The 11,727-nt window shown below is 38.1% G+C and carries 10 protein-coding genes; 3 read left to right on the top strand and 7 right to left on the bottom strand.

The genetic code is table 11. The features are described 5' to 3' along the window. The first annotated feature begins 14 nt into the window (after nucleotides 1-14). Together HMPREF9096_RS02805 and uxuA are read left to right on the top strand one after the other, a co-directional pair. Nucleotides 15-779 (top strand): FCD domain-containing protein, encoded by a 765-nt coding sequence (locus tag HMPREF9096_RS02805; protein WP_009766781.1) that lies wholly within the window; start codon nucleotides 15-17, stop codon nucleotides 777-779. Nucleotides 780-792: 13 nt separating this feature from the next. Continuing rightward, nucleotides 793-1,977, top strand: coding sequence for a mannonate dehydratase (gene uxuA, locus HMPREF9096_RS02810; RefSeq protein ID WP_009766780.1), 1,185 nt, complete (start codon nucleotides 793-795; stop codon nucleotides 1,975-1,977). A gap of 52 nt (nucleotides 1,978-2,029) precedes the next feature. Here the strand turns inward: uxuA and HMPREF9096_RS02815 are convergent, their stop codons facing one another. The 7 genes from HMPREF9096_RS02815 to HMPREF9096_RS02845 form a co-directional block, all read right to left on the bottom strand. Beyond that, nucleotides 2,030-2,743 carry a TerC family protein gene (locus tag HMPREF9096_RS02815; protein ID WP_009766779.1) on the bottom strand — a complete coding sequence of 238 codons (714 nt, stop codon included), beginning with the start codon at nucleotides 2,741-2,743 and terminating at the stop codon, nucleotides 2,030-2,032. A gap of 97 nt (nucleotides 2,744-2,840) precedes the next feature. Then, nucleotides 2,841-4,670: an excinuclease ABC subunit UvrC gene (gene uvrC / locus HMPREF9096_RS02820; protein WP_009766778.1), complete on the bottom strand. Its 1,830-nt coding sequence runs from the start codon at nucleotides 4,668-4,670 to the stop codon at nucleotides 2,841-2,843. A 1-nt stretch (nucleotide 4,671) separates the two neighbouring features. Further along, on the bottom strand, nucleotides 4,672-5,436 hold the full coding sequence (kdsB, locus tag HMPREF9096_RS02825; protein WP_009766777.1) for a 3-deoxy-manno-octulosonate cytidylyltransferase: 765 nt from the start codon (nucleotides 5,434-5,436) through the stop codon (nucleotides 4,672-4,674). Between the two features lie 3 nt (nucleotides 5,437-5,439). Continuing rightward, nucleotides 5,440-5,613, bottom strand: coding sequence for a Trm112 family protein (locus HMPREF9096_RS02830; RefSeq protein WP_172633384.1), 174 nt, complete (start codon nucleotides 5,611-5,613; stop codon nucleotides 5,440-5,442). 4 nt (nucleotides 5,614-5,617) lie between these two features. After that, the gene (gene lpxK / locus HMPREF9096_RS02835) at nucleotides 5,618-6,616 is read right to left on the bottom strand and encodes a tetraacyldisaccharide 4'-kinase (protein ID WP_032803520.1); all 999 of its coding nucleotides are present in this window, start codon (nucleotides 6,614-6,616) and stop codon (nucleotides 5,618-5,620) included. A 72-nt stretch (nucleotides 6,617-6,688) separates the two neighbouring features. Then, nucleotides 6,689-8,452, bottom strand: coding sequence for a lipid A ABC transporter ATP-binding protein/permease MsbA (gene msbA, locus HMPREF9096_RS02840; RefSeq protein WP_009766774.1), 1,764 nt, complete (start codon nucleotides 8,450-8,452; stop codon nucleotides 6,689-6,691). Between the two features lie 40 nt (nucleotides 8,453-8,492). Then, nucleotides 8,493-10,859 (bottom strand): DNA internalization-related competence protein ComEC/Rec2, encoded by a 2,367-nt coding sequence (locus tag HMPREF9096_RS02845; RefSeq protein ID WP_009766773.1) that lies wholly within the window; start codon nucleotides 10,857-10,859, stop codon nucleotides 8,493-8,495. Between the two features lie 259 nt (nucleotides 10,860-11,118). On the opposite strand from HMPREF9096_RS02845, the gene dksA reads away from it, so the two are divergent. Continuing rightward, nucleotides 11,119-11,556 (top strand): RNA polymerase-binding protein DksA, encoded by a 438-nt coding sequence (gene dksA, locus HMPREF9096_RS02850; protein ID WP_009766772.1) that lies wholly within the window; start codon nucleotides 11,119-11,121, stop codon nucleotides 11,554-11,556. The last annotated feature ends 171 nt before the right edge of the window (nucleotides 11,557-11,727 follow it).

The following is an 11,727-nucleotide window of genomic DNA, read 5'->3' as shown; positions in this document are numbered from 1 at the left end:
AATTAGGAAAACTTATGAACTTAGATGACTTACGATCCTATAAAAAAATAGGCAATGAATTAAAAGAACAACTTGCTAATCATCAATATCAAGTAGGTGATAAATTACCTGCTGAGCGTGATTTGGCTGAATATTTTAATGTAAGTCGCACTGTCATCAGAGAAGCTCTCATAATGCTTGAAATCGAAAATCTTATCGAAGTACGTAAAGGTTCTGGTGTATATGTTACAGCCTTACCACAGCGTGCGGCGAGCAATGATGATTTTTTGGATAAAGTAGATGTAGGCCCTTTTGAATTATTACAAGCCCGTCAGTTATTAGAAAGCAGTATGGCTGAATTTGCTGCATTACAAGCTACAAGAGCAGATATTACAAAATTAAAAGATATTCTAGCAACAGAACGAGCCTCGCTTGAACAGGGTGATGAAGACTATGTCGCAGATGAAGATTTTCATCGTACTATTGCTGAGATTACTCAAAACGAGGTCATCGTGCAAATGCAAAAAGCATTGTGGGATCTCCGTGTAAATAGCCAAATGTGGAAAGGGCTTCATCTTCATATTCCGAATCAAAGTTATCGACATCTCTGGTTGCAAGACCATGAGAATATTATTACAGCCTTGCAAAGAAAGGATCCTGCAATGGCCAAAAAAGCAATGTGGCAACATTTAGAAAATGTTAAACAAAAACTTTTTGAACTGTCTGATGTAGATGATCCTAATTTCGATGGTTATTTGTTTAATATGAGTCCTATTGTTGTTGATCGTTTACAATATTAGAGGAGAGTAAAAAATGGAACAAGCATGGCGTTGGTATGGACCTAAAGATCCCGTTTCTTTATCAGACATTCGTCAAGCCGGTGCAACTGGCATAGTAACTGCACTTCATCACATTCCAAATGGTGAAGTTTGGAGTATTGAAGAAATCGAAAAACGCAAAAAAGAAGTAGAAAATGCTGGTTTAACTTGGTCTGTGGTTGAAAGTGTGCCCGTGCATGAAGAAATTAAAACTCAAACAGGGCAATATCAAAAATGGATTGATAACTACAAACAAACCTTACGCAATCTGGCACAATGCGGCATAGATACCGTTTGTTACAACTTTATGCCAGTGTTGGACTGGACACGGACAGATCTTGCTTATGAATTACCAGATGGTTCTAAAGCATTGCGCTTTGATCATATTGCTTTCGCAGCATTTGAACTTCATATTTTAAAACGTCCTGATGCAGAAAAAACCTATAATCAAGAAGAACAAATTGCAGCAAGAACCTATTATGACAAGATGTCAGAGCAAGATATAGCGCAATTAACGCGTAATATTATTGCGGGCTTACCTGGTGCAGAAGAAGGTTATACTCTTGATGAATTTCAAAATCAATTAGATCGCTATAAAGATATTTCATCCGAAAAATTCCGAACACATTTAGCATATTTTTTAAATGAAATCGTACCTGTTGCCCAAGAAGTAGGAATCAAAATGGCGATTCATCCAGATGATCCGCCACGCCCAATCTTAGGCTTACCACGCATAGTTTCAACTATTGAAGATATGCAATGGTTTGTAGAAACTCAACCATTACCAGCAAATGGTTTTACAATGTGTACCGGTTCTTATGGCGTACGTTCCGATAATGATCTAGTAAAAATGACTAAACAATTCGCTGATCGTATTTACTTCGCACATTTACGTTCTACTCAACGTGAAGATAATCCACTAACCTTCCATGAAGCAGCTCATCTAGAAGGTGACGTAGATATGTTTAACGTGGTAAAAGCTTTATTAAACGAAGAATATCGTCGATTAAATCAAGGAGAAACACGTTTAATCCCAATGCGCCCAGATCATGGACATCAAATGTTGGATGACTTGCGTAAAAAAACCAACCCTGGCTACTCTGCCATTGGTCGGTTAAAAGGTCTAGCTGAATTTCGCGGTTTAGAGATGGCACTAAAAAAAGTGTATTTCAATAAGTAAAAGAAAAAGTGCGGTCATAAAAAACATTATTTTTATCGACCGCACTTCTAATTTATTTCATCAATCTTCTCATTCGAATATTGATCATTTCGACCACAACAGAGAATCCCATTGCAAAATAGATGTAACCTTTCGGGATGTGAATATCCAAACTTTCTGCAATTAAACTAATTCCCACTAAAACCAAGAAGGCTAAAGCTAGAATTTTCAACGTTGGATGCGTATCTACGAAATCGCCAATTGGTTTTGCCGCAAACATCATCACGCCAACGGCAATAATAATCGCCAAAATCATAACAGGAAGGTGACTTGCCATACCTACTGCTGTAATCACGGAATCTAAAGAAAATACAATATCTAGCACTGCAATTTGAATTAATACGCCAAGATAACTCACTTTATTTTTTCTTTCCGATTCATGATGGTCTTGATGATTGATTGCTTCTTTAATTTCGCCTGAACTTTTTACAATCAGGAATAAACCACCGATTAATAAAATCAAATCACGCCCAGAAATTTCTTGATTAAACACAGTAAATAACGGTGCAGTAAGCTTCATCATCCAAGCAAGTGACATTAAAAGTAAAATTCTTGTCAGCATTGCTAAACCAAGTCCAACAATACGACCAGACTGGCGTTGGCTTTCAGGTAAACGCCCAACTAGGATACTAATAAAAATAATATTATCGACCCCTAAAACGATCTCCAAAGCAGCAAGTGTCGCAAGTGATATCCACGCTTCAGGATCAGTAATCCATTCAAACATAATTTTTCCTATAATAGAGTTAAATAAATCCGAAAGTGCGGATCATAATGGCTTTATGATGAAAAGCAATCGTTATTTACATTTGAAAGATAATTGATTAATCGTTTTTGAGCGTTTCAAAAATCGTTTCGGCAAGTTTAAGGGAAATTCCAGGTACAGAGGCTATTTCATCTAAGGTCGCCTTTTTCACACCTTGTAAACCGCCAAGATATTTCAGTAAAGCCTGACGACGTTTAGCGCCCACTCCTTCGATGGTTTCTAAACCACTTTGTGTAAAGGCTTTTTGACGTTTTTTACGGTGTCCGCTTATTGCATGATTATGGCTTTCATCACGGATGTGTTGAATCAAATGCAATGCCAAACTATCATCAGGCAAATGAATTTCGCGGTCTTGTTTGCTGATGATCAGTACTTCCTGCCCTGCTCGACGATCCACACCTTTTGCTACGCCAATTAAGTGCGGTCTATTTTTATCCCATTTTACTTGAAGATATTGGAATACATTCAATGCACGATTTAATTGCCCTTTTCCACCATCAATAAAAATAATATCGGGAATTTTATCTTCTTCTAAATCTCGCTCATAACGTTTCTGCAACGCTTGTTCCATCGCAGCATAATCATCCCCGCCAGTAATCCCTTCAATATTAAAACGACGATAATCAGATTTTAGTGGACCTTCTTGATTAAAGACAACACAAGATGCTACTGTTTGATTTCCCATCGTGTGGCTTATATCGAAACATTCCATACGCTTAATTTCAGGAAGATTTAACAGCTCACACAACGCTTGATAACGCTCTGACATTCGTGAAGATTGTTTAAGTTGTACATTTAAAGCCGCTTTAGCATTAACCTGTGCGAGCTGTAAATATTTACTCTTATCGCCTTTTACACTTTCTTGAATCGTCACTTTTCTGCCCGCCTGATCCGTAAGAAGTTGCTCAAGCTCTGATTTTTCAGCTAATTGACGATCCACAATAATACTATTCGGAATACTTCGTCCTTGATAACCTTGTAAATAAAATTGTCCCACAAAAGTTTCTGTAAGTTCCGATAAATCCGTATTGGCGGGTACTTTTGGGAAATAACTGCGATTGCCTAGCACTTTTCCTTGACGAATAAACATCACTTGTACGCAGGCTAAACCATGTTGATATGCGATAGACATAATATCCATATCATCTAAACGTTCATTGGATACAAATTGTTTTTCAATAACCGAACGCACCGCCTGAATTTGATCACGATAACGAGCCGCCTGTTCAAAATCTAAATTTTTGCTTGCCTGCTCCATTTTACCGATTAAATAATCTAACACCTGTTGATCCTTGCCTTGTAAAAATAAGCGGGCTAATTCAACTTGCTGATTATATTCTTCATCAGAAACACATCCCTGTACACAAGGTGCGGAACAACGCCCAATTTGATACTGCAAACAAGGACGAGAGCGGTTGGAATAAACGGAATTTTCACATTGACGAACAGGGAAAAGTTTTTGCAAAAGCGATAACGTTTCACGCACGGCTCCCGCGTGAGGATAAGGCCCGAAATATTCACCTGCAAATTTTTTAGACCCACGATAGGAAGTGATTCTTGGATGACGTTCTTTGGTTAATAAAATAAATGGATAAGATTTATCATCACGCAATAATACGTTATAGCGAGGCTGATAAAGCTTGATGAAATTATGCTCTAGCAGTAAAGCTTCCGTTTCAGATGAAGTTAGCGTGGTGTCAATATGATGAATTGATGCCACCAACGCCTCTGTTTTTTTACTGCTCAGATTTTTACGAAAATAGCTTGAAAGACGTTTTTTTAGATCCTTTGCTTTCCCAACATAAATAACCTGATCTTTATCGTCATACATACGATAAACACCAGGTTCGTGAGAAACATCTGCTAAGAACTTTTTAGCATCAAACATTTTAATTCGCCGCTAAAATTGCCCGCACTTTTTCCAAATCTTCAGCGGTATCCACTCCCACTGCAGGCACTTCTTTCGCAAGTTCCACATGAATGCGTTCGCCGTTATATAACACTCGAAGCTGCTCAAGTTTTTCTAGATTTTCAAGTTGAGTCGGTGCCCATTGCACATATTGTTTTATGAAACCAGCACGATATGCGTAAATACCAATATGACGTAAGTAAGCGTCCGCAAGCTGTACTTTCTGAACATCCTGCAAATTCATAAACTGATCACGATCGTAAGGAATAACTGAACGGGAAAAATACAGTACATAGCCATCTTTATCTGTTAACACTTTCACTGCATTTGGATTGAATAATTCCTCGGCATCGTGAATTTTTACCGCAAGGCTTGCCATATTGACATTAAATTTTGCTAAATTATCTGCCACTTGTCGCACGATAACGGGAGGAATCAAAGGCTCATCGCCTTGAATATTGACAATAATTTCATTATCAGGAATCGCTAATTTTTCTACCACTTCCGCTAAACGTTCTGTACCAGAATTATGATTAACCGAAGTCATGCACACTTCCGCACCAAAACTTTTGGCAACATCAGCCACATTTTCATTATCGGTGGCAATAATCACTCGGCTCGCCCCAGACTGCAGAGCTTTCTCAAATACATGTTGAATCATTGGCTTACCCGCAATATCAGCAAGAGGTTTTCCAGGTAAACGACTTGATGCAAAACGAGCGGGGATAATCACGGTAAATGACATAATTTATTCCTTATTCTTTAATATTTCGGCTTTATCGGCAAGCAACACTGGCATACCATTTTTAATAGGATAAGCAATATGTTCATAACAACAAATTAATCGTTGATTTTCTTGATCATATTGCAATCGAGCTAAACAACGCGGGCAAGCGATCACTTCAAGCAACTGAGGATTAATCTTTTCAGACATTTCTGTATTGATCAACAAGTTTGTCTATTTTGGCCCAAAAGAGCGGTAAATTTTCACGTTGTTTTTCAGCATCAATAATCTCCGCATCTACAGGCACATACCACCAATTATCGTTGGCAAAAGATTGGCATTTTACGGCATCTTTTTCCGTCATAAAGAGCGGTTGATTTTCAGCAAGTTTTTCTAATTGAGAGGCTTCAAAATGTTGATGATCTTGAAATGCTTGAGTTCGCTCTAATTGAATCCCTAACTTTTCTAACATAGTAAAAAAACGCTGTGGATTGCCAATTCCTGCGATGGCAACGCCTGATTGAAATTCCTTTAATTGGCGTTTTTCATTGGTTTTTAAATTAATCGCGAAATGGGGTACAAGATACATAATCGCATCTGAATACTGATTTTTTCCGCCATTAGTGATCACAAAATCTACAGATCTTAATCGGCTAGGTAATTCACGCAATGGACCTGCTGGCAATACAAAACCATTTCCCAACGCACGCTCAGCGTCCATTACGACAATTTCTAAATCACGCTGTAATTGATAATGCTGTAAACCATCATCAGAAATAATAATATCGCACTCTGCTTGGCTTAAGAGTAATTCAATCGCTTGCTGGCGATTCGGGGAAATCACTACTGGCGCATTGGTACGCTTAGCGATCAATACAGGCTCATCACCACCTTCAATCGGACGCGTATTTTCAGTAACGAATAACGGATATGTTTTAGATTTACTGCCATAACCACGAGAAATCACACCTACACGCAGACCTTGTTTTTTTAATTCTTCCACAAGCCAAACAACCACGGGCGTTTTGCCATTTCCACCAACAGACAAATTTCCGACAATTATCACTGGTTTCGGTGCCCGATAAGAAGACTTGAGCCCCAAAGAGAATAAGGCGCGACGAATTTGGCTAATCAACCAAAACAATAAAGAAAAAGGCGATAAGAGCCAAATAAGCTTGGAATTGGAATACCAGAAGGGCATAGAAAATCCTTTCTAATAAGTGCGGATAAAATAACGCGAGTTTTTCAACTCGCGTTTTCGATAATCAATAAATTAGCCAGTAAACTGCATACTGTGTAACTGTTTATAGGCACCATTTTGTTCAAGCAATGTTTTATGGTTGCCACGCTCACGAATTTCTCCGTGATCAATCACAAGAATTTCATCCGCATTTTCAATAGTAGATAATCGATGGGCAATCACAACAACCGTGCGATCTTTCTTTAATTCCTCTAATGCAGATTGGATGGCGCGTTCAGATTCCGTATCTAGCGCAGATGTGGCTTCATCTAAAATTAATACTGGAGAATTACGCAATAAAGCACGAGCAATCGCTAAACGTTGGCGTTGCCCACCTGATAGACTCGCGCCATTTTCACCAATTACCGTATCAAAACCTTGCGGTAATTTTTCGATAAACTCTAAAGCATAAGCCGCTTTTGCTGCAGCGATAATTTCTTCGCAAGAATACTTATCCTGCGCTGCATAAGCAATATTATTCGCAATGGTATCGTTAAATAAATGTACTTGTTGAGAAACCACCGCGCAGTTTTCGCGTAAATTAGATAAACAATAATCTTGGATATTCACACCATCAAGTAAAATTTCGCCTTGATCAATATCGTAAAAACGTGTCACTAAATTAGCAATGGTTGATTTGCCCGATCCAGAACGTCCAACCAAAGCAACGGTTTTTCCTGCAGGCACCCGAAAAGAAATATTATTTAATGCAAGTTCCTCTTTTCCTGGATATGCAAAACTCACATTTTTAAATTCCAGTGCACCTTTCGCTGGTTCAGCTTGGTAAGTCCCATTATCTTTTTCTGGTTCTAAATCTAAAATGGCAAATAGCGTTTGACAGGCTGCCATTCCACGTTGGAATTGAGAGTTTACGTTCGTTAAAGATTTTAATGGGCGCATCATTGCCAACATAGATGAAAAAACTACCGTAAAAGAACCCGCACTTAGATTATCTTCCGCAATTAATGGCGTGGTAGCTAAAAACAATACTGCCGCCAAAGCAAGAGAAGCAATAATCTGCACCACAGGGTCGGAAATGGAATCTGCAGTAACCATTTTCATGCCTTTACGACGCATATCGTTACTCACTATATCGAAACGTTCTTCTTCCACTAATTGCCCACCAAAAGAAAGCACCACTTTATGCCCTTTTAGCATTTGTTCCGTTGCAGAGGTTAATTCCCCCATTGAATCTTGTAAATTCTTACTCAATTTACGGAAAATTTTTGAAACGATAGTGATCAGTATCGCAATAATTGGCCCGATAACAAATAAAACAAGGGTTAATTCCCAGCTTGTGTAAAACATTACGGCCAATAGCGAAATAATATATGCCCCTTCTCGCACAATTGTAATCAAAGATCCTGAAGAAGAACTTGCAATCATCTCAGAATCATAAGTAATACGAGAAAGTAATTTACCCGTTGAATTTCTGTCAAAGAAACTCACTGGCATAAACATCAAATGTTTAAACAAGCGACGACGCATTGTCATCACAACTTTGCCTGATACCCATGCTAAACAATAATTAGAAATAAAGTTAGAGACCCCACGCAAAAAAATCATTCCCACGACGACCACAGCCATCATTTTCAAAAATGAATGATCCGCCTTACCGAATCCATCATCTAGCAAAGGTTTTAATAAATAAATAAGACCTGAATCTGCCAACGCGTTCAAAACTAATGCTATGCCCGAAACAACAAGCCCCGCTTTAAAAGGTTTAATTGTTGGCCATAAACGCTTAAACGTTTGTAAGGTTGAAAAATCATTTTCTTGTAATTTTTGCTCTTGCATAATCGCTATCTAATGGTAAAAATTGCGCGCATTGTACCTTTTATTCGCTCGAGAATCCAATTACACGCGCATACCAAGGGGAAAATTCTGTGCGTGCTTGTTGGATTTCTAATCGGTCTTTAAAAAAATTTACCCGTACTTGCCCTGAAATAGCGGTATTTTCTACCTCACTTTTATAACGATGTAGCCTTTCCATAACCGAATAATGAGGGAATTTCCACGGATTCCAACGCCCACTAGAAATAATCGCTACATCTGGTCTAACCTGAGAAAGCAAGTATTCACTTGTCGATGTTTTGCTCCCGTGATGCCCTACTTGTAACACATCAATTTTGCCTAAAGTGCGGGCAAAAATTTGGTCATTTTTTATTTCAGCATCGCCAGTTAGCAAAACACTATGCTTTCCATCATCGACTAAAATCACACAAGAATGGGGATTATCTGCTCGCTCCACAATAGAATGCGGTGAAAGTATTTGAAAATGTAGCCCTTGCCAATCCCAATGACGTCCAGCAGTACAAAAAGTGCGGTGATTTTCCCCATAGTTTTTTCGTGAAGGGGTAATAAATTCCACATTGGGATACGCCTTTAAAATTGTCGAAGCACCACCTGCATGATCATTATCATCGTGGCTTAAAATCAACTTTTCTAAAACAATCCCTTCTCTTTGCAAATAAGGCAAAATTTCCAACTCAGCCATACTTCCACCTCGCCAAGAAGAACCCGTATCATAAAGAATCCCTTTACCATTTTTCACAATCAGCGTTGCCAAGCCCTGCCCCACATCTAAAGTATCTACCTGCCAAGTTGGTTTGCTCAATTGTTTAAACAACAAAATCATAAAACACATAAGAATAATGCCGAAAGAACATAGCAAAACGTTGATTCGTTCATTTTTTAGCAAAGGTTTACTGAGATTTAATGTAAAAAATCTTGGTCGTTTAATTTTCCAAGTTAATGATGAAGCCTCTGGTTCTCGATAAATACGCCAAATAATTAACATAAACATTCCCGCACAAAGTGCGGTTAAAACCAATGCTAAATTAAATGAAACCGTGAGCCAATTTCCTTGAAAAACAGAAATTAACCCAGTAATCACTTCAGCCAGCTTGTTTGCAAGTTGCCAAGAAAAAACTGCACCGTTGGTAAAAACAGCAAATAAAATCAAGGGCACGAGGAAAAAGCTATAAAGTGGTACGGCGATAAGATTAGCTAAAAACCCACTCAGCGATAAGCCATTAAATAGAAAAAGTTGCAAAGGCGTAAAAAAGAGCAATAACCCAAATTGCAAATGAAATAAACTCAAAATCCACCGCACTTTTGGTGAAAAGGGGCGATTTTTCCATTGAAAAAGAGAAAAAGGCACATAACGATACCAGACGATCAAACAACCAACTGCCCCACAAGAAAGCCAAAAACTGACCGAAAGCGGCATTAATGGATCGCAGAAAAACAAGAATCCGACAACCATTATAAAAAGCTGAAAAGGCGAATAATATCGCCTCATTATTTGAACGAAGAAAACGAAAACAAGCGCTGAAATGGCACGAAAAGTTGGCACGCTAAAACCAGCCAAATACGCATAAATTAAAGCAAATAAAACACCAAAAACTAAAGGAAAATAAGGATGAATAAAACGGCTGGGGAAAAATACTTGCACAGCACGCGCCAAGTAAAATCCAATTGCCATAGCCAACCCAATATGTAAGCCAGAAATGGCAATAAGATGCGCGGTATTGGTTTGTTGGTAAATTGACCAAGTGTTTTTATCTAACCAAGCCCGTTCGCCAAAAGCTAACGCGATCAATAAACCTTGTAGTGATAACCCTTCCGTTTGCTTCTTTACTTGTTGCAATTTTTCTGCACGCAATGATGAAACATCAGCAATTTTCACTGCACTTTTTACCGTTCCAACAGCGGTAATCCCCTTTGAAAAATACCATTGTTGCCGATCAAATCCGCAAAAATTTAATCTCGCAGAAAGGGGACGTAAGGAAATTTCAGCTTGCCAAATTTCCGATAATTGAGGCTCCTCTTTCGCTTTCCAATTTAAGAAAATTCGTTGTTCTTGCAAATTATTCGCCAATGTTGCTGTGGCGATAAGTGTTTGATAATCCTGTTGATGCAAAATTTCTAGGATCTCAAACGTCACCACTTGCTTTTGAGCGGTAATATTTTGAGCTTGTTGTAATAAACTCAAAGCCGAATAATGAAAATAGCCAAGATAGGCAACAAAAAAAGCAAGGCTAACTAAGAAATGTTTACGCCAAAAAATAAAAAGAAAAATTAGAACAAGCGCAATAACGAGAGCAACTTGCCAAGGCAATAGCAACAGTTGCGGTAGAAATAACAACGTTAAATCCGCAACAATTAACAAGACAGCTAAAGTTATTAAGTTTAATTTCATTTTTATAAAAGATTAATTCCAGTCTCTCTAAGCCTAGGCTAGTTTTATTTAAATATGCAAACGGTTGCCTCAAATTTTGCGATCCATATCGTAAAAATAAATTTTTCAGGAAAATTTACTTGCTAAAACAAACAACTTCTGATATTTATACCGCCCTCAAAAATTGGGTTCCTAAAATAGCAATCAGGAACAAACTAAAATAACAAGACAGGAAGTCGTGAAGTCCACGCTTAAATTCTGTATGTATTAGGAGTGAGAGATGTCAAGAGCATCATTGAGCTTGCTAGATTTAGCAGGCGTTAAGCCTTATCAAATGAAAAAAGATGAAGAATATATGAATGAAGAGCAAATTCTTCATTTCAGAAAAATTCTTAATGCTTGGCACGAGCAAATCGTGGAAGAAGCTTCTCGCACCGTTGCACATATGCAGGATGAAGTAACCAATTTCCCCGATCCTGCAGACCGAGCAACTCAAGAAGAGGAATTTAGTCTAGAATTGCGTAATCGTGATCGCGAACGCAAACTAATGAAAAAAATCGAAGCAACCTTGAAAAAACTTGATACCGATGATTTCGGTTACTGCGATTCTTGTGGCGAGGAAATCGGTATCCGCCGTTTAGAAGCACGCCCAACAGCAGATCTTTGCATTGATTGCAAAACGTTAGCTGAAATCCGCGAAAAACAAGTCGCTGGTTAATTCATTCTATTGAAAAATACCAAAGTGCGGTTAAAATTAGCCGCACTTTTTTTGCATTTAAAAATGCGTAAAAATCCCCTTACCTTTTTCTTTACAGAAAAAGAGCTAAGTCATTTATTTCCAACTAAAAAAACGGAGTAAATTATTCTTACTTATATCAAAAATTTGTTT

The sequence above is a fragment of the Haemophilus sp. oral taxon 851 str. F0397 genome (assembly GCF_000242295.1).
Classification (GTDB): Bacteria; Pseudomonadota; Gammaproteobacteria; order Enterobacterales; family Pasteurellaceae; genus Haemophilus.
This window is presented reverse-complemented; position numbering and strand designations above follow the sequence as displayed.

What these genes read in the sequence shown, in the direction of transcription:
- HMPREF9096_RS02805 (WP_009766781.1), top strand. Translation starts at nt 15, where the DNA reads ATGAACTTAGATGACTTACGATCCTATAAAAAAATAGGCAATGAATTA.
- uxuA (WP_009766780.1), top strand. Translation starts at nt 793, where the DNA reads ATGGAACAAGCATGGCGTTGGTATGGACCTAAAGATCCCGTTTCTTTA.
- HMPREF9096_RS02815 (WP_009766779.1), bottom strand. Translation starts at nt 2,743, where the DNA reads ATGTTTGAATGGATTACTGATCCTGAAGCGTGGATATCACTTGCGACA.
- uvrC (WP_009766778.1), bottom strand. Translation starts at nt 4,670, where the DNA reads ATGTTTGATGCTAAAAAGTTCTTAGCAGATGTTTCTCACGAACCTGGT.
- kdsB (WP_009766777.1), bottom strand. Translation starts at nt 5,436, where the DNA reads ATGTCATTTACCGTGATTATCCCCGCTCGTTTTGCATCAAGTCGTTTA.
- lpxK (WP_032803520.1), bottom strand. Translation starts at nt 6,616, where the DNA reads ATGCCCTTCTGGTATTCCAATTCCAAGCTTATTTGGCTCTTATCGCCT.
- msbA (WP_009766774.1), bottom strand. Translation starts at nt 8,452, where the DNA reads ATGCAAGAGCAAAAATTACAAGAAAATGATTTTTCAACCTTACAAACG.
- HMPREF9096_RS02845 (WP_009766773.1), bottom strand. Translation starts at nt 10,859, where the DNA reads ATGAAATTAAACTTAATAACTTTAGCTGTCTTGTTAATTGTTGCGGAT.
- dksA (WP_009766772.1), top strand. Translation starts at nt 11,119, where the DNA reads ATGTCAAGAGCATCATTGAGCTTGCTAGATTTAGCAGGCGTTAAGCCT.